The 18,676-nt window shown below is 72.8% G+C and carries 12 protein-coding genes; 6 read left to right on the forward strand and 6 right to left on the reverse strand.

What is annotated here, in order from left to right; translation table 11 throughout:
* Positions 1 to 221 precede the first annotated feature (221 nt).
* Entirely contained in the window at positions 222 to 635 is a 414-nt protein-coding gene (locus tag ACFCZN_RS00880; RefSeq protein WP_430555514.1) for a hypothetical protein, read from the forward strand.
* A 4-nt stretch (positions 636 to 639) separates the two neighbouring features.
* Here ACFCZN_RS00880 and ACFCZN_RS00885 read toward each other — a convergent pair whose 3' ends face one another.
* Positions 640 to 8,802, reverse strand: coding sequence for a GEVED domain-containing protein (locus ACFCZN_RS00885; RefSeq protein WP_430555515.1), 8,163 nt, complete (start codon positions 8,800 to 8,802; stop codon positions 640 to 642).
* A 113-nt stretch (positions 8,803 to 8,915) separates the two neighbouring features.
* Here ACFCZN_RS00885 and ACFCZN_RS00890 point away from each other — a divergent pair, with 113 nt between their 5' ends.
* Both ACFCZN_RS00890 and ACFCZN_RS00895 read left to right on the forward strand, forming a co-directional pair.
* Positions 8,916 to 10,700 carry a SulP family inorganic anion transporter gene (locus ACFCZN_RS00890; RefSeq protein ID WP_430555516.1) on the forward strand — a complete coding sequence of 595 codons (1,785 nt, stop codon included), beginning with the start codon at positions 8,916 to 8,918 and terminating at the stop codon, positions 10,698 to 10,700.
* Between the two features lie 44 nt (positions 10,701 to 10,744).
* Entirely contained in the window at positions 10,745 to 12,634 is a 1,890-nt protein-coding gene (locus ACFCZN_RS00895) for an alkyl/aryl-sulfatase (protein ID WP_430555517.1), read from the forward strand.
* A 1-nt stretch (position 12,635) separates the two neighbouring features.
* On the opposite strand, the gene ACFCZN_RS00900 is transcribed toward ACFCZN_RS00895, so the two are convergent.
* The 5 genes from ACFCZN_RS00900 to ACFCZN_RS00920 form a co-directional block, all read right to left on the reverse strand.
* On the reverse strand, positions 12,636 to 13,259 hold the full coding sequence (locus ACFCZN_RS00900) for a Pr6Pr family membrane protein (protein WP_430555518.1): 624 nt from the start codon (positions 13,257 to 13,259) through the stop codon (positions 12,636 to 12,638).
* Positions 13,260 to 13,294: 35 nt separating this feature from the next.
* Positions 13,295 to 13,648, reverse strand: coding sequence for a DUF202 domain-containing protein (locus ACFCZN_RS00905; protein ID WP_430555519.1), 354 nt, complete (start codon positions 13,646 to 13,648; stop codon positions 13,295 to 13,297).
* Positions 13,649 to 13,663: 15 nt separating this feature from the next.
* Positions 13,664 to 14,026: a YidH family protein gene (locus ACFCZN_RS00910; RefSeq protein ID WP_429730731.1), complete on the reverse strand. Its 363-nt coding sequence runs from the start codon at positions 14,024 to 14,026 to the stop codon at positions 13,664 to 13,666.
* 65 nt (positions 14,027 to 14,091) lie between these two features.
* A complete protein-coding gene (locus ACFCZN_RS00915; RefSeq protein WP_429762966.1) occupies positions 14,092 to 14,997 on the reverse strand; it encodes a hypothetical protein in 906 nt (301 codons plus the stop codon).
* Positions 14,994 to 15,791 (reverse strand): hypothetical protein, encoded by a 798-nt coding sequence (locus ACFCZN_RS00920; protein WP_430555520.1) that lies wholly within the window; start codon positions 15,789 to 15,791, stop codon positions 14,994 to 14,996. Before ACFCZN_RS00920 ends, ACFCZN_RS00915 begins: the two co-directional genes overlap by 4 nt.
* Before the next feature lie 153 nt (positions 15,792 to 15,944).
* Here ACFCZN_RS00920 and ACFCZN_RS00925 point away from each other — a divergent pair, with 153 nt between their 5' ends.
* The 3 genes from ACFCZN_RS00925 (at position 15,945) to ACFCZN_RS00935 (ending at position 18,599) form a co-directional block, all read left to right on the forward strand.
* Complete coding sequence (locus tag ACFCZN_RS00925) at positions 15,945 to 16,730, forward strand: isocitrate lyase/phosphoenolpyruvate mutase family protein (protein ID WP_430555521.1); 786 nt, start codon at positions 15,945 to 15,947, stop codon at positions 16,728 to 16,730.
* Between the two features lie 130 nt (positions 16,731 to 16,860).
* Entirely contained in the window at positions 16,861 to 17,514 is a 654-nt protein-coding gene (locus ACFCZN_RS00930) for a fasciclin domain-containing protein (RefSeq protein ID WP_430555522.1), read from the forward strand.
* A 176-nt stretch (positions 17,515 to 17,690) separates the two neighbouring features.
* Positions 17,691 to 18,599: a DUF4397 domain-containing protein gene (locus ACFCZN_RS00935; protein ID WP_429762961.1), complete on the forward strand. Its 909-nt coding sequence runs from the start codon at positions 17,691 to 17,693 to the stop codon at positions 18,597 to 18,599.
* The last annotated feature ends 77 nt before the right edge of the window (positions 18,600 to 18,676 follow it).

The raw sequence follows: 18,676 nt of genomic DNA on the forward strand, positions 1-18,676 counted from the left end.
GCGCGCGACGCTGTGCGCGAGCACCACCAACGACGATGTCAGACATCGGGCGACTTGGCTCGGCGAACGACGGTTCCTCACGATGGTCTCCAAAGCCCGGGTTTCCGGGCCTCGGTCTGCGCTCGCGAGCGGCGCGCCGTGCGGCGACAGTCGAGGTGAGAGCGTCGGAGCGCGACGAAGGAGTCGACATGGGCCGGGCGAGGACACGACACGGACGTACGGTGCCGGGCACGACGGCGGCGCTGGGCGCGACGGCGCTGCTGCTGGCGGGGTGCGGCGAGGCCAGCACCGACGCGATGGGGGACGACACGACCCAGACCTGCCAGGACCTCTCCGCATACACGGACGCCCTGCGAAACCTCGCGGGCACCCTGGGCCCCGACGCGACGGTCGCGGAGGTGCAGGCGGCGCGCGATCAGGCGCAGGAGGCCCAGGAGACGCTGGAGGAGAGCATCTCCCAGGTGAGCGACGACCGCACGGACGACATCGCCCGCTCGTGGGACGCCCTCGTCACGGCGTTCGGCCAGGTCGACGACGACGCCACCCTCGCCGAGGCGGCCGACTCCCTCGAGGACGAGGCACAGGGCGTCGTCGACGCGACCTCGTCCGTGCGCGAGGACCTCGACTGCAGCTGACCGCCTACCCCTCGCGGCCCGGCCGGAAGCGGTAGAGCAGACCGCCGACCAGCGTGAGCAGCGCGGCGAGCGCGAGCAGGGTGCCCACCCACCCGGCGCCGGTCTGCGGCAGGAAGTCCGGCGGGGTCGTCCCCCCTGCGTCCGGGGGCTGCGGCGCGGGCGCAGCTCCGGGCGGTGTCACCGTCGTCGTGGTGGAGCACCCGTCGTCGCTCGTGCAGGAACCGCCGGAACCGTCGGGCGTCACGACGTTCGTCACGGTGCCGTTGCCCTCGTCGGGGTCGTCGATCCGGAGCGCGTAGGTCACCGTGACGGTGCCGTCGACATCCAGCGGGCCGCGCCACTGCAGCACCGGCTCCGTGTACCCGAGCTCGCCCGCGGTCGCCGTCGGCAGGCCCTCGGGGGCGGCGTCGTCGAGCACGTCGGTGAGGTCGTCGCTGAAGCCTGCGGGTACCTCGTCCGTGTACGGGGCGGTGCCGGTGGACGTCACCGTGACGGTGTAGGTCACCAGGTCTCCCGGGGTGGCCTCGGTGACGTCCACCGTCTTGGAGAGCTCGAACGCCCGGACCGGCGTGATCACCTGGCAGCCTTCCGGCATCTCCGGGATCGCGGCGCGCACCCCGACGGACATGCCACCACCGCCGTCCGGCATCATGACCGGGCAGTTGGACTCCTGCGGCCCGAGCACCGCGTTGGCCAGCGTCCCGTCCCCGGACAGCGGGTCGTTCACCGTTACCGAGTACGTGACGGTCGCCGTCTCCCCCGCCTCCAGTGCACCGGACCACGACAGCTCCGGCTCCGCGTACGACACGTCACCCACGTCCGCGACCGCGTCTCCGTCGTACGTCGCGTCGTCCAGCACCTCGGTCAGGTCGTCCGTGAAGAACGCCGGGTCCTCGGCCGTGTAGTCGGCGGTGCCCGTGTTGGACACCTTGATCGTGTACGTGACGGTGTCACCCACCGTCACGGGCCCCGAAGGGTCCGCCGTCTTGAGGATCTCCAGGTCCTTGACCGGGTCGGGCTCCACGCAGTCGGGATCGGCGGTCGCCGGGTCCGGTGCGAGGTCCGTGCAGTTCGACTCCTCCGGACCGACGACGACGTTGTACAGGGTCTCGTCGCCCGTCGGCGGGTCGTCCAGCGTCACCGTGTACGTGATCGTGGCGGCCTCCCCCGGCGCCAGCGGGCCGGTCCAGGTGAGCACCGGCTCCGCGTAGGACACCGCGCCGACGTCGGCCGTCGCGGCGTCGTCCCAGGTCGCGTCGTCGAGCACCTCGGTGAGGTCGTCGTCGAACGTCGCCGGGTCGTCGTCGGTGTACGCCACCTGGCCCGTGTTCGTCGCCGTCACCGTGTAGGTGAGGGTGTCACCAGGTCGGGCGCCCGCCGTGCCGTCCGACGTCTTCTCCAGGTGCAGCGCGCGGACCGGGACGTCCGTGCTGCAGTCGGGATCCTCAGAGCCGTCGTGGCAGTTGGACTCGTCCGGGCCGACGACGGCGTTGGTCAGGCTCCCGTCGCCCGAGACCGGATTGTTCACCGTCACCGAATACGTGATCGTCGCGACCTCGCCCGGTTCCAACGCGCCCGACCACGACAGCACCGGCTCCGCGTACGAGACCGCGCCGACGTCGGCCGTCGCGGCGTCGTCCCAGGTCGCGTCGTCCAGCACCTCCGTGAGGTCGTCGGTGAACGACGCCGGCTCGTCGTCCGTGTAGGTGGCGCCGCCGGTGTTGGTCACGGTGACCGTGTAGGCCACGGTGGCGCCGGCGTCCACCTGGCCCGACGGGTCGGCGGACTTGGCGATCGTGAGGTCGCGCACCGGTACGTCCGCGCCGCAGGCGGGATCGTCCGAGCCCTCGTCGCAGTTCGACTCCTCCGGGCCGACGACGGCGTTGGTCAGCACGCCGTCGCCCGTCGGCGGGTCGTTCACCGTCACCGAGTACGTGATCGTCGCGATCTCCCCGGGCCCGAGCGGCCCGGACCACGACAGCTCTGGCTCCGCGTACGTCACCTCGCCCACGTCAGCCGCCGCCTCGCCGTCCCACGTCGCGTCGTCGAGCACCTCGGACAGGTCGTCGGTGAACGACGCCGGGGTGGCGTCCGTGTACGGCGCACCGCCCGTGTTGGTGACGGTCACCGTGTAGGTCACCGTGTCGCCGGCCGTCGTCTCGACCGACGGGTCCGCCGCCTTCGTGACCTCCAGCGCCCGCACCGGCACGGGCACGTGGCAGCCGTCCTCCGTCCCGTCGTCGCAGTTCGACTCCGCGGGCCCGACGACGGCGTTGTCCAGCACCCCGTCACCGCTCACCGGGTCGTCCACCGTCACCGAGTACGTGATCGTCGCGACCTCGCCCGGCGCCAGCGGCCCCGACCACGACAGCACCGGTTCCGCGTACGACGTCGCGCCGACGTCGGCGGTCGCGTCGCCGTCCCACGTCGCGTCGTCCAGCACGTCGGCGAGGTCGTCGGTGAACGTCGCAGGGTCGAGCACCGTGTAGGCCGTCTGGCCGACGTTCTCCACCGTCACCGTGTACGTCACCGTCGCGCCGGGCAGCACCTCGGCCGACGGGTCGGCCGCCTTGGTGATCTCCAGCGCGCGGACCGGGTTCGGCTCCACGCAGTCCGGGTCCTCACTGGCCGGGTCGGTGCAGTTCGACTCCTCGGGCCCGACGACGACGTTCCGCATCTCGCCGTCGCCCGTCGGCGGGTCGTCCACCGTCACCGAGTACGTGATCGTCGCGACGTCCCCGGGTGCGAGCCCCCCGCTCCACGACAGCACGGGGTCGGCGAACGTCGCCGTGCCGACGTCCGCGGTCACGTCGCCGAAGGTCGCGTCGTCCAGCACGTCCGACAGGTCGTCGTCGAACGTCGCCGGGTCGGTTTCCGTGTACGTCGTCTGTCCGATGTTCTCCACCGTGATCGTGTAGGCCACCGTGTCGCCCGGCAGCGCCTCGCCCGTGCCGTCGGACGACTTCACGACCTGCAGCGCGCGCACCGGCACGTCGGTGCCGCAGGCAGGATCGTCGCTCCCGTCCGCGCAGCTCGACTCGTCCGGGCCGACGACGGCGTTGGTCAGCGTTCCGTCACCGGTCAGCGGGTCGTTCACCGTCACCGAGTACGTGATCGTCGCGACGTCCCCCGGCGCCAGCGCGCCGGACCAGGACAGCTCGGGCTCCGTGTAGCTCACCTCGCCGACGTCCGCGCTCGGCGTCCCGTCCCAGGTCGCGTCGTCGATCACCTCGCTCAGGTCGTCGGTGAACGTCGCCGGGTCGTCGTCGGCGTACGGCGCACCGCCCGTGTTCTCCACCGTGACCGTGTACGTCACCGTGCCGCCCGGCAGCACCTGGTCCGCGGGAGCAGAGGTCTTCGCGATCGTGAGGTCGCGCACCGGCACGTCCGTGCCGCACCCGTCCTCCGTGCCCTCGTCGCAACCGGACTCCGGCGGACCGACGACGGCGTTGGACAGGACCCCGTCTCCGGAGACCGGGTCGTTCACCGTGACGGAGTACGTGATCGTCGCGACGTCACCCGGCGCCAGCGCGCCCTGCCACGACAGCACCGGCTCCGCGAACGACACCGCCCCGACGTCCGCGGTGGCGTCGCCGTTCCACGTGGCGTCGTCCAGCACCTCGGTGAGGTCGTCCGTGAACGTCGCCGGGTCCAGAGCCGTGTACGGCGCGCCTCCCGTGTTGGTCACCGTCACCGTGTAGGTCACCGTCTCGCCGGCGACGACCTCGCCCGCCGGCGCGGAGACCTTGGCGACGGCGAGTGCCCGGACCGGCACGTCGGTGCCGCACCCGTCCTCCGTGCCCTCGTCGCAGCCCGACTCCGGAGGGCCCACGACGGCGTTGGTCAGCGTCCCGTCGCCCGTCGGCGGGTCGTCCACCGTCACCGAGTAGGTGATCGTCGCGACGTCCCCGGGCGCGAGCGCCCCGGACCACGACAGCTGCGGCTCGGCGTACGTCACCTCCCCGACGTCGGCCGCCGCGTCGTCGTCCCAGGTCGCGTCGTCCAGCACCTCCGTCAGGTCGTCGGTGAACGTCGCCGGCTCGTCGTCGGTGTACGGCGCCTGGCCCGTGTTCTCCACCGTCACCGTGTACGTCACCGTGCCGCCGGGCAGCACCTCGCCCGCCGGGGAGGAGACCTTGGCGATCGAGAGGGCCCGCACCGGCACGTCGGCGGTGCACTCCGGGTCGTCCGAGCCGGGCGCGCAGTTCGACTCCGGCGGACCGACGACTGCGTTGCTCAGCGTCCCGTCCCCGGACGGCGGGTCGTCCACCGTGACCGAGTACGTGATCGTCGCGACGTCGCCGGGTGCGAGAGCTCCGGACCATGCCAGCTCCGGCTCGTCGTACGTCACCTCGCCGACGTCGGCCGCCGCGTCGTCGCCCCACGTCGCGTCGTCCAGCACCTCCGTGAGGTCGTCCGTGAACGACGCGGGGTCGTCCGCCGTGTACGTGGTCTCGCCGGTGTTCTCCACCGTCACCGTGTACTCGACGGTGCCGCCGGGCAGCACCTCGCCCGCCGGGTCGGCCGTCTTGGTGATCTCCAGCGCCGGGACCGGCAGGTCGTCGTTGGTGAACGTGCACAGCACCGCCGCGCCGACGCCGTCCGCGCCGGCGGGGGGCATCGTGAACTCCCCCTCCGTGCCGTCGCCGGAGGCGACCACGGAGTCGTCGATCTGGTTCACGCACTCCCACGCGGTGGTGTAGTTCGCGAGGTCGGTGGTACCGGCCGCCGTCTCCGTGACGGTGTACGTCTCACCGACGAGGGCCATCAGCGGGCCGCCGTACTCGCCCTCCTCGTCCTGCACGCCGAGGTCCGTGCCTGCCGTGGTACCAGTGTTGCCCAGGCCGTCCTGAATCCCGCCGCCCGACAGGCTCACGGTGAACTGGTCGGTGTCGGCACGGCGGTCCACCACGTCCTTCTGCACCTGGATCGTGGCGGGCGTGGCGCACGACGCGAGGTCCACGCTCTGGCCCGACGGCGACAGGGCCGGCGTCGCGACGGCCTCCCCCGAGCTCGGGTTCACCTGGTAGAGGGTGGTGCCACTGCCCAGGTAGACGTACCCCTGCACGTCCACCGCCAGGCCGTTGATGGGCTCACCCGTCTGGGCAGTCCCGATCTGGCGGGAGTCCAGGGCCAGGGGCGAGCCCTGCGTGGTCGACGGCAGCGGACCCGAAACCACGTAGATCGCGTTGGCCGCGTCGCCCGCCGACAGGTACAGGTTGCCGAAGCTGTCGAAGGCCCAGTCGCCGTTCTGCCCCGGCGGGTCGTCGAGCGCCACGGCGGCGACCTGACCCAGGTACGTCTCGGTCGCCGGGTCGAAGGCGTAGACCTCCGCCGTGCTCCCCGCGACGTTGCCGAAGTAGTACACGCCCGTCGCGCGGTCCACGGCTCCGTGCGTGGCGTTGAAGTTCGGACCGGCCGGATAGGACTGTGTGGTCTCGGTCGCGGAGTCGAACACGTAGACGGTCGAACCGGAGTGCGTGAAGGCGTACCGCCCGTCGCCTGAGATCCCCAGCGCGTTGTTGGTACCGGAGATGCCGTCCATCGTGTGCTCGACGGCGAGCGCACCGGTCGCGGTGTCGACGCCGTAGATCGCGTGCGGGCCGCCGCCCTGCGCCGAGTACAGCGCGTCGCAGACGAACGGCTCGTTCTCGACCGTGACGGGGTAGTCCTCCACCTCACCGCCCGAGACCGCACCGGTCGGCGACGGGTCGGCGACGTCGCCCGCGAACAGCCGGAATCGGGCGTACGCGTCCCCGGGCACCGTCGCCCCGGGGAAGGTGAGGTCGTAGTCCTCCGTCCCGGAGCCAGCGGGGACCGCGACGGTGACACGTTCGCCCGCCTCGAACGCGCCGTCGGCGTCGAGGTCGACCCAGCCGGCGAGCGTCGCCGCTTCGTCGCCGTTGTTGGTCGCCGTGACCGTCACCGTGGTCTCGACGCCCGTCGTCATCGTGATCGGGCCTGCCACCGCACCCTCGTCGTCCACCCCGGCGGCGTCGTCGCCGTCGGCGGCCGTGCCCGGCGCGCCGTCGTCCTCCGGGTCGACGGTGTTCGCGTCGCCGAGCATCAGCGGCGCCGTGTTCGTCGACGCGTCGTAGTCGACGAGGCCGTGCCGCGCGCCGTCCTCGGACAGCGACGTGCCGTACGTGTCCGGCGCGTCACCGAGGTCCATGAGGACCGGGGCGGAGGCGCAGCGGGCGCCGTCGTTGTTGCTCGTCGGGCCGGGGCCGTAGGCGAAGAAGGTGGCGGTGCTCGGGTCCGTCGTGGAGACGCGCCAGATCTGCCCCGTCTCGTTGTTCGCCCCGTACAGGTAGCCGGGGCTCGAGTACGTGGCGCCGTACGGAGAGCTGTTCGCCTGGTTGCCCACCGCCGGCACACCGTCGGGGGCGACGAGGGCACCGAGGGCGCCCACCTGGACGTAGCCGACAGCAGGGTTCGCCGGGTCGAACGCGTAGAGGAAGACGTTGTTGTTGTTCGCGTTCGTCCCGAACGAGTACAGCCGCCCGTCGTCGGGGTTGAACACCCAGTCCAGCCCCGCGTTGATCGGGGCGGCCGGTGCCGGCACGGCACCTCCGTCGAGCACCTGGAGGAACGTCGGCGACTCCTGGTCGACGTCGATGGCCATCCACGGGCGCGTCGCCGTCTGGCTCGAGGACGACACGTAGAGGATGCCCTCGGGGGAGACGTCACCGATGGGCACGCCGTTCGGGAAGAGCTGGTCGAACGTGAAGGACACGTTCGAGTAGTCCGGGGAGCCCAGGTTCTCCACCGTCGCGTAGTCGGGCGCGACGAGGTAGATCTGGTCCGTCGGGTTGTCCATGCCGAAGAACGCGTCCGCGAGCTCGCTGTACCCGACCCCGTTGTACGCGATGCCGTCCAGGGCCGGCTGGTCCACCAGCTCGCCGGTGACGAGGTCGATCTCGGTCGGCGTGGCCGACGGAGACCCCTGGAACAGGAATGCCGGCGTGGGGCACGCCCCCGCCCCGACGAACGGGGTGAAGGTCACGGTGGTCTCGCCCGGCAGGTTGACCCCCGTCGTCGGCTCCACGTCGTCCGGGCCGTTGGTGTACTCGCCCGGCGTGCGCGAGGTGACGTCCACGCTGACCGTGCAGGACTCCTCCCCCGCGGCGAGCACGCCGTTCGTCACGGCGACGGTGGTGCCACCCGCGGGCGCCGCGACATCGGCGTCGCAGTCGGTGTCCACGGCGGACGGGCGGGCCACCTCGAGCCCGGCGGGCAGGTTGTCCGTGAACTCCCAGCCGTCCTTCGCCGCCAGCTCCGAGGTGTTGGTGACGGTGAACGTGAGCGTGGAACGGCCGCCGACGATGGTCGACGTCGGGGAGAACGCCTTGTCGAGCTGCGGGCTGACGTCGAGCACCTGGATGTTGTCGTAGGCGCCGTCGTTGCCGTTCGCGGCACTGTTCTGGTTCCGCATGCGCACGGCGAGCGTCGACCCCGTGACCAGCGTCGACCCGTTGGCGGCGAACGTCCCCGCGCGCACGGTCTGGTTCGCGCCGTTCGGCGTGGGCACACCCGTGTAGGTGGTGCCGCGGGAGTCGGTGCACACGTTGATCGGCGCGCTCGAGACGGGGATCTCGGCGGCGGCGTCGTCCAGGAGGTAGAACCGCAGCAGTGGTGCGGAGACGCCGCAGTTCATCGCGCCGGCGTCGACGGAGAACGTCACAAAGCGGTTCGCGACGGGGAGCGTGATCGGCGACGACTGGAACTGGATCTGCGCCCCCGTGGCCGAGTCCGCCGTGTACGAGGCCGCCGCCCCGTTCGTCGTCGGAGGGACCCCGCGCAGCTGACCGAGCGCGTGCGGGATGGCCAGCATGCTGTTGTAGACCCCTGCGGCGTTGGGCACGTCCGTGCAGTCGTTCGCGTTGCGGGGGCTCGTCCAGTCGACGATGAACCCGTTGCAGTTCGGCCTGTTGGCCCAGAACGCCGCGGCCGAGTAGGTGGTGCCCTGCGTGCCCGTGTAGTCGGTGAGCAGGATGTTCGACCCGTCGGGCGTGTTCTCGAAGTCCTCGGTGTACAGCACCTGGGGGTCGCCGGGGACACCGGGGTTCCCGGGCTCGGCTGCGGCCTCCGGCGCGGAGGCCACCGGCAGCGCCACGGTGACGAACGCACCGCCCAGCGCGAGCACGCCGGCCAGCACCCCGGACACGGCGGCGCGGCCCCTGCCCGCTCTCGCCCTTCGGAATCCCACGATCCACGGCCTCCTACGGCTGCGACGTGTCCGCCCGCGCACGCCGTCGTGCACAGGCACCCTCGTCGAAGGTGCCAGAGAATCCTCAGGTCCGCGCGCGGGACGAGCCCATCCCGGTCGCGGCCCGACGGCCCCTGCGGCAGGGTGCTGACGTGCACCCGAACCCCGGTCCCGGCCCGGCTCCCCGGCACCGCAACCTGCCGAAGCCGACCCCGCGCGACGTCGTCTCCGGCTTCGTGACGGGCCTGTTCTCCATCCCCGAGGGCATGGCGTACGCGACGGTCGGCGGGTTCTCCGCGCCTATGGGCCTGTGGTCGGGCGCCGTGCCCACGGTGATCGGCTCGATCTTCAGCCGCACGGTCCTCATGGTCACCACGCTCACGAGCGCGATCGCGCTGTCGGCGCAGAGCATCCTCGTCGGCGCGGGCCTCGACCCCGGCGATCTCGGCTCCGTCGCCGCGCTGACCGTGATGGTCGGGCTGTGGATGCTGCTGCTGGGGGTGCTCAAGCTCGGCTCGGTGATGTCGTTCGTGTCGACGGCGGTGATGACCGGGTTCACGGCGGGCATCGCCGTGCAGATCGTGGCCGGCGTGGTCAAGGACGCCACCGGCTACACCCCTGAGGCGCACAACACGGTGGGCAAGCTGGTCGAGGGCGTGCTGCACGTCGGGGAGTGGGACGGCGCGACCGTGCTCGTCGCGGTCGCGACGGTGGCCGTGTGGGCGGGGCTCCAGCTCGTGAAGCCGCTGCGCAAGACGGCGACGCTGGTCTCGCTCGTCGTCGTCACCGTGGTCGTCGCGCTGCTGGGCACCGACGTGGAGCGGGTGAGCGACATCGCCGCCATCCCCCGCTCGCTGCCGCCGTTCACGCTGCCGGACGTCGGCGCGATGCCGGAGCTCGTCTCCGGCGGCCTCGCCATCGCGCTCATCGCGCTCGCGCAGGCGGCGGGGATCGGCGCGGCGGTGCCCAACCCGGACGGCTCCCGCACCGACGTCTCGAAGGACTTCACGGCGCAGGGCCTCGCCAACGTGGCGGGCGGGTTCTTCGGCGCGCTGCCCACCGGCGGGTCCCTCTCGCGCACCGGCGTCGCGACCAGCGGCGGCGCGCAGACGCGCTGGGCCGGCATCTTCGCGGGCGTGTGGCTCATCGTGCTGGTGCTGCTGCTCGGCCCGCTGGCCGGCGAGATCCCGATGGCGGTCATCGGGGGCCTGCTGCTCGTCATCGGCGGCGAGCTCATCGTCGGGCGGTGGGCCGACATCGTGCTCGTCTTCCGCACGTCGTGGCTGTCCGCGGCGGCGCTGGTCGTGACGTTCGCGGCCACCACGCAGCTGCCGCTGCAGCAGGCCATCTTCCTCGGCGCGGGCCTGTCGATCGTGCTGTTCGCGGTGCAGGCGGCCAAGCGCGGGCGGCTGGTCCGGTTCGTGCCGACGGGCGACGGGGACTTCCGCGTCGAGGACGCCCCCGCCGACCTGCCCAGCGGCCAGACCACCGTGCTGCACTACGTGGGCACCGGGTTCTTCGCCGAGGTGAACCGCCTCGAGGAGGAGTGGCCGCACACCGCGCACACCCAGGACGCCGCCCTCGTCATCTCGCTGCGCGGCTCCGCGGGCATCCCGTCGACCACGTTCCTCAAGTCGCTCGACCGGCTGCTGGACCGCTGGCACGAGCACGGCGTCGACGTGGTGGTGTGCGGTGTGCCGGAGGACCTGCGGCAGCGTTTCGAGACCGGCGGCGTCAGCGGACGCCTGCGAGACTCCGTCGTCCCGAGCGGCGACACCCTCCTCGGATCGGTGCGCGAGGCGTACGACCTCGCGGAGCGTCGACGCATCCGCCGGGCGGCGTCCGCCGACGGCTGAACCCTCGCCGCGCGGTCCCGCGCGAGCGGTGCCATCGTGGCGCCATGCCTACCGCACCGAAGCCGGCCACGCCCACGATCATCGCCCAGCAGCAGGCCCTGCTGAACGGTCTTCCCTTCACCGACCGGCAGGACTTCGAGGACGCCACGCGCGGTCTGATCGGCCGGCGGACGCCGAACGCGATCACGAACGACACGGGCGACGTCGTCTGGGACAACGACACTTACTCGTTCCTCACCGGCGACGCGCCGGACAGCGTGAACCCGAGCCTCTGGCGGCAGTCGCAGCTGGTCGCCGAGCAGGGCCTGTTCGAGGTGGTCGAGGGCATCTACCAGGTGCGCGGCTTCGACCTCTCCAACGTGACGTTCATCGAGGGGGAGACGGGCGTCATCGTGCTCGACCCGCTCATCTCCACCGAGACCGCCGCCGCGGCCCTCGCCCTGTACCGCGAGCACCGCGGCGACCGCCCCGTCACCGGGATCATCTACACCCACTGCCACGTGGACCACTTCGGCGGCGTCAAGGGCGTCACCACGCAGGAGGACGTCGACGCCGGACGCGTGCCCGTCGTCGCGCCCGCGGAGTTCACGGAGCATGCGGTGGCGGAGAACGTCTACGCGGGCACCGCGATGGGTCGCCGCGCCGGCTACATGTACGGCGCTGCGCTGGCTCGCGGCCCGCAGGGCGCGGTCGGCGCCGGCCTCGGGCAGACCACGTCGACCGGCACGGTCACCCTCATCACCCCGACCCTCGACGTCACCACGACGGGGCAGGAGGAGACCGTCGACGGCGTGCGCATGATCTTCCAGATGGCGCCCGGCACTGAGGCCCCGGCCGAGTTCCTCGTGTACTTCCCGGACCACAAGGCCCTGTGCGCGGCGGAGGATGCCACGCACACGCTGCACAACCTGCTGACGCTGCGCGGCGCCGTCGTGCGCGACCCGCATGCCTGGGCGAACTACCTCACCGAGACGATCGACCTGTTCGGCGCCGACCTCGACATCGTGTTCGCCTCCCACCACTGGCCTATCTGGGGCAACGAGCGCGCCGTGACGTTCCTCGCGGAGCAGCGCGACCTGTACGCCTACCTGCACGACCAGACGCTGCGCCTGCTCAACCAGGGGTACACGGGCATCGAGATCGCCGAGCAGCTGCCCCTGCCCCCGGCGCTCGAGAACGCGTGGCACGCCCGCGGGTACTACGGCTCCGTGAGCCACAACGTCAAGGCGATCTACCAGCGGTACATGGGCTGGTACGACGGCAACCCCGCCCACCTCTGGCAGCACCCGCCCGTCGAGCAGGGCAAGCGGTACGTGGAATTCATGGGCGGCGCGGACGCCGTGGTGGAGAAGGCGCGCGCCTCGTACGACTCCGGCGACCTCCGCTGGGTCGCGGAGGTGCTGTCCCACGTCGTCTTCGCCGAACCCGGCCACGCGGCGGCGAAGGAGCTGCTGGCCGACACGTTCGAGCAGCTCGGTTACGGGGCGGAGAACGGGACCTGGCGCAACGTCTACCTCTCCGGCGCCACCGAGCTCCGAGCGGGGAACTTCGGTACGCCCACGCAGACCGCGTCGAAGGACATCGTCGACCACCTCACCCCGGAGATGCTGTTCGACGCCCTCGCGATCCAGGTGAACGGACCACAGGCATGGGACCACTCGGTCACGGCGGACGTCGTCCTGAACGACACGGACACGCGCTACCGGCTCCGGCTCTCCAACGGTGCCCTCACCTACAGCTCCCGGCCCCAGCGCGACGACGCCGACGTGACCATCACGGCGACGCGGGCGAATCTGCCCGCGCTGGCGGGGGGTCTGGACCCGGCTCGCCTCGCCGGTTTCGGCATCGAGGTCAGCGGCGACACGGACGCGCTGGCGAGGGTCCACGGGATCCTCGACCCGGGCGACCCGGACTTCGCCATCGTCACGCCGTGATCTAGGACCCAACGGTTCCCAGGAGGGGGCGGGCGGGGAGCACCCGGTCGATACCGACGATGAGCAGCCCGAGGACGTAGAAGGCGCCGCCGTAGAGCACCAGGTTGAGCCCCAGCCCGCCCCACCCGAGGGCGTCCACGTCGATGAACCCGTACGGGTAGTCGCTGCCCGGGCTGAGCTGCCCGCGCAGCAGGACCGCGCCGAAGTAGAGCACCGGGAAGAGCATCCACAGACCCGCGTCGCGCAGGCGGGCGCGGCGGTGCGGGTCGAGCAGCAGGAAGTCGAGCACGACGGCGAGCGGCAGCGCCCGGTGCTCGACCTGCCCGTCCGTGAGCCCGAGGAAGACGGCCGGGGCGTCCGGATCCTCCGGCGCGAGGACCAGCCACGCGACCAGCCCGGTGATGGCCGCGGCGAGCGTGACCAGTCCCTTCGCCCCGACCGGCGGTGGCTCGCGGCGCCGCAGCGTCGTGACGGCGGCCCAGCCGAAGACCGCCACCGCCAGGAAGCTGGTGAGGTTGGTGAAGTAGACGAAGCCCTCGACGTCGCCGTCGCGCCAGATGGCGCGCGTGCCGACGAGACCGAGCGCGACGACGACGAGCCGGAACAGGCCCACGAGCACGAACATGGCGGTAGTGAAGCAGACTCCGCGCGCCCGCCCCGTCAGAAGACGACGACCGCCACCAGCCCGGCGAGGCCGAGCAGGGCCGTGCCCGCGCACATCACGACGATCCGCCGCCCGTGGCGGAGGCGCGGCTCGGCCGTGTCGAGGTGCCGGTGGGTGTGGCGGGCGTGCCGCTGGGCGAACCACCACAGCGGAGGCGTGAGCACCAGCCCGACGGCGGCGGCGAGGAGGAACGACGTCGCACCGTCCACGCCCGGCAGCGTCTGCCACGCCACCGCGCACGCCGCGGTGAAGGAGAGCAGCGTGCGTCGCCACGCGAGCGCCGTCCGCTCGGCCTGGAGGCCGCGGTCGCGCTCGGGGCCGACGAGCGGCGGGTCGGGGCGGTCGGTCATGTCGGCGCCGTCACGTCAGTGCAGCAGCAGGGCGAGCAGCACGAGGATGCCCACGACGGTGATGGTCACGACCAGCACGAAACCGGTGATCGCGCCCGGCAGCGGGCCGTGCTCCCGCATGGCGCGCTCCGAGCGGGCCCACTCGACCGCCGCCGCGACCGGCACGACGGCGCCCGCCACGAGCAGCACGATCGCGGACGTGAGGCGCAGGTGCGGCTCCATCGGCAGGTCCAGCGCCTCGAGCGCCGTGCCGCCGGCGATCAGCCCCAGGGCCGTCCGGAGCCACGCGAGGATGGTGCGCTCGTTGGCCAGCGAGAACCGCGGGTCGGGCTCCGTGCCCCTCTCGTAGACCCAGCGTGGGAAACGCTCGCGGCTCACGTCGACGTGCCTCCTTCGTCTCTGCGGGTGCTGCCGACATCCTCCCGCAGGACGAGCGGGGGCGCTCAGGGCGGGTCGTTGACGAACCGGAGCTTCACGCGGACGTCGTCGAGCGGCACCACCAGCGTCGACCCGTGCGGCGACCACCTGTCGGGGACGAGGAAGAGGGCGTCTCCGCCCTCGACCAGCAGCCGCAGGCCGCGGTAGCGGTACCGGTACTCGCCGTCCCCGGCCGCGAGACCCTCCTCCACCACTGCCGGGTCGCCCACCTGCAGCTGCTGCGGGGTGTCGACGACGACGGCGGGCAGGCTGCCCAGGTCGCGGGCGAGCGCCTTGGCCTGACCGCGTCCCGTCCACTCGGCCACCGTGCCGGTGGCCCAGAAGAGCGCGGCGACCACCGTGAGGACCAGCAGCAGGACGGCCGTCCGTGCGGGGTCGGTGCCCGCCGTCGGCCCGGCGTCCGGTCCCGTGCCCCGCCTGCGGTGGGACCAGGTGAGGCCGTACGCGAGGCCCGCCGACCCGACGCCGATCACCAGCGGGGTCACCAACGGGTACGGGACCCAGGCCGCGAGCGCCGGATAGGCCACGACCAGCGTCACGCCGACCGCCAGCACGACGGCGCCGCCGACCGTCAGCCCGAGCGTCCAGCGGTGCGCCACCGGAGCCGGGGCGCCGGCGAGCCTCCGCCGCAGCGCCGCGTCCGCGAGCACCAGCCCCGCCCCCACGAGCAGCACCGCGAGCATCGGCACCAGGAGCGGCTGCGGGCTGCGCATGACGAACTCCTGCGTGCTGTACCCGAGCAGGTCGACGTCCACGCCGAAGTACAGGTACTGCGCGCGGGTCGTGACGTAGCCGAAGTAGAACAGGATCGCCGTGACGAACGTCGCCGGGGCGACCACCGTGCCCAGCACCGACCAGACGCGCGCCAGGACGCTCGGTTCGTGCGCCGGCGGTGACGGCTGCTGGGTCACGGAAGGACCTGTTCCTCGGTGGGCTCGTCGGCGGGCTCGTCGGCGGGTTCCTGCGTGACCTCCTCCGGCGTCTCGGTCACCTCGTTCTCCGGCGCCTCGCTCGGCTCCCCGGTCTCCGGCTCGCCGGACTCCTCCGTCGGTGCCTCGGAGGACTCGTCGCTCGCCGGGTCGCAGTCGTACACGACGTCGTCGGGCGGGTGGCACATCGACCACACGGTGTGGAGCGTCATCGCCGCCTTGAACTCGTCGCACTGCCGCTGGGTGGGGCAGGTGGCGCTCGCGGCGAACGAGACGTCGACCAGCTCCGTCGCGGGGTCGGGCGGCCGCACGGCGACCCAGCACGAGATGTCGCCCGGCGCGAACGGCTCGCCGACGCAGGGCGGCTCACCGCAGTCGGAGCTCGCCAGCGCAGCGCCCGCGGTCAGGACCGACACCCGCTCGATCTCCACGGTCACGCCCTCGGGCACCCCGTTCGTCTGGATCGAGGCGAGACCGCACCACGCGTCGCCGACGAGCACGAAGTCCTGACCGCCCATGAGGAGGCCGGGGAGGTCGGCCTGGGCGGCGCCGCCCGCCTGCGGCAGCGGTTCTTCGAGGTCCTCGCCCGCATCGTTCCCGTCGCCGTCGTCGTCCCTGCTGCCGCCGTCGCACTCGTCGCCGGGCCGCACAGACTCGGACGTCGTCGCGGGCGGCTCCGTGGCGCCCGCGTCCGCGTCGGGCAGCTCTCCGCCGGCCCCGCACGCGGTCGTCGCCAGGACCAGCAGGACTGCCAGAGCACCCAGGCCTCGCGTCATCTCGCCCTCCCGGAAGAACCGGGCCGCGTCGTCGCGGTCAGAGGACTCCGCGGTGCCGCGCGTCGTCCTACCCGTGGAGAGAGCGCGCGATCTGCGCTGATACCGCGTTCCGACCTCACCGCCGTGTCGGCGCCCGTCGGTAGCGTGCCCGGCATGCGCGCCGACTTCCTCGCCCTGCACCGCCCCGGCGACCCGCTCCTGCTGCCGAACGCGTGGGACGCCGGGTCTGCGCGGATCCTCGCCGCCCTCGGTTTCGCCGCCGTCGCGACGACGAGCAGCGGGTTCGCCGCGACGCTCGGCCGGCCCGACGGCGCCGTCACCCGGGACGAGGCGCTCGCGCACGCCGCCGCGCTCGCGGCCGCCGTCGACGTGCCCGTGAGCGCGGACCTGGAGAACGGCTTCGCCGACTCCCCCGCCGACGTCGCCCGCACCGTCGCGGACGCCCGCGACGCCGGAGTGGCCGGCGCCTCCGTCGAGGACGCCACCGGCCGGGACGACGAGCCGGTGTACGACCGGGGCCTCGCCGTCGAGCGCGTGGTCGCCGCGGCCGAGGCTGCCGGCGACCTGGTGCTCACGGCCCGCTGCGAGAACCACCTGTACGGGCGGGACGACCTCGCCGACACGATCGCGCGGCTGCAGGCCTACCAGGAGGCCGGCGCCCACGTGCTGTACGCGCCGGGGCTGCGCGACGCCGCCGCGATCGCCACCGTCTGCCGCGAGGTCGACCGGCCCGTCAACGCGCTGCTCGTCGCGGGCGGTCCCACGCCCGCCGAGCTGGCCGACGCCGGGGTCGCACGCATCTCCGTCGGCGGCACGTTCGCGTGGAACGCCCTGTCCGCCCTGGTCGACGCCGCCCGCGAGCTCCAGGCCGGCGGCGTCGGCTTCCTCGACCGCACGGGGCCGGCGCGCGACGTCATGGGTGCGGCGTTCCGCTCCTGAGCAGGGCCGGGGGCGCCGTCCGCAGGAGGGTGCATCCGGGGCCGCGCCGACGGGCGAAGAGCAGGCAGGTGCACCCGCACCTCGCGGCCGCCCGAGGCCGCGCCCTGTGGACCCGAAGGAGTCGATGACGATGAAGCTTCGAAACGCTACCCGGACCGCCTGGGGTGCCGTGTGCGTGGCCGCCCTGGGCCTGCTGGGCACCGCAGCCGCGACCACCGCCACGGCGGCCCCGCCCGCGGGGACGACCAGCCTGGCCGCGGTGCTGGCTTCCGACGGCGACACCTTCGACCGCAACTGGTACGACTTCGACGTGGTCGACCAGGCGGTCGCGGCGGTGCTGGAGGCCAAGCCGGACAGCCCTGTCGCCGTGCTGGCCGACGGCACGGTCCCCCTCACGGCGTTCCTGCCGAACGACCGTGCGTTCCAGCTCCTGGCGTTCGACCTCACCCACCGCTGGGAGCGCACGGAACAGGGCGTGCTGCGCCGGGTCGTGGCCGCGGCAGGGGTCGACGCCGTCGAGCAGGTGCTGCTCTACCACGTCGTGCCCGGCGCCACGATCGACGCCCGGCAGGCGCTGCGCTCCGACGGGGCCCGCCTGACGACCGCGCAGGGTGCGACGTTCCGGGTCGACGTCCTGAGCCGGTGGGTGCCGCTGGTGCGGCTCATCGACCGGGACCGCAACGACGTCGACCCGTTCCTCGTCCGGAGCAAGCTCGACCTCAACAAGGGCAACGTGCAGATCGCCCACGGCATCAGCGCGGTGCTCCGGCCGCTGGACCTCTGACCGCGAGCGCCGAGGGCCTCGCCGGGATGCCGGCGGGGCCCTCGCGCTTGTCCGCATATCTGCTAGCAAGGCTAGAAATATAAATCTCAACCAGATTGCATCCGCGGACGGCTCCGAGCCGGAACAAGAGGTGTCAGCACGGACACGGCCCGAGGGCCACGACACCGGGAGGCACCATGGAACGCACCGCACGGCGCAGCGCCGCACTCGTCGGGGTGACCGCCTTCGCAGCACTGGGACTCTCCGCGGTCGGGCTCGTCCCGGCCGCCGCCGCGGCCGAGGACGGCGCGGTGCTGTCGGTGATGCACGGCGTCCCCGACACCCCCGTCGACGTGTGGGTCGACGACGAGCTCACCGTCGACGACTTCGAGCCCGGCGACATGGCGGGCCCGCTCGACCTGCCCGCGGGGACGTACACCGTCGCGATCACCGCGCCCGACGCCGAGGACACGAGCGACCCCGTGATCGGGCCGGTCGACCTGGAGCTCGAGGCGGGCGGCAACTACACCGCGGTCGCCCACCTGGACGCCGACGGCGGCCCGACCGCCACGCTCTTCACCAACGACATGTCGGCGACGGCGGCCGGCGAGGGCCGCCTCACCGTCCGGCACGTCGCCGCGGCGCCGGCCGTGGACGTCCTCGCCGGCGGCGAGCCGGTGATCAGCGGGCTGGAGAACCCCGACGAGCAGAGCCTCGACCTCCCGGCGGGAACGGTCTCTGCCGCCGTGGCCGCGGCCGGCACCACGGAACCGGTGCTCGGGCCGACGGACGTCGAGGTCGCAGAGGGGGTCAACACCATCGCGTACGCCTGGGGCAGCCTGGACGACGGCACCCTCGCGCTGGCCACGCAGACGGTGGACGGGCTCCACTCCTCTCCCGACGGCGTGCCCGCCGGGATGTCCGGTCTCGCGGCCGACGCCACGTCCGGGTTCGAGGCCCCCAGCAGCGGGTTCAGCACCGCCGCCCTCCTGGTCGGCAGCGCGCTGGTGGTCATGTTCCTCGCGATCGCGGGATACGAGCTCGTCCGGGCGGCACGGCTGCACGCGCGCGAGCACGCTCACCGGCCGGGCTCGACCCGCCGATGACGTCGCACGCACGCTCCGCCGTGGTGGGGGGGGGTGGGGAACACGCAACCCACCCCCAAAGGGGCGGGCCTGTGATT

This window comes from Isoptericola sp. NPDC056134 (assembly GCF_042264825.1).
In the GTDB taxonomy this organism is placed as follows: domain Bacteria; phylum Actinomycetota; class Actinomycetes; order Actinomycetales; family Cellulomonadaceae; genus Isoptericola; species Isoptericola nanjingensis.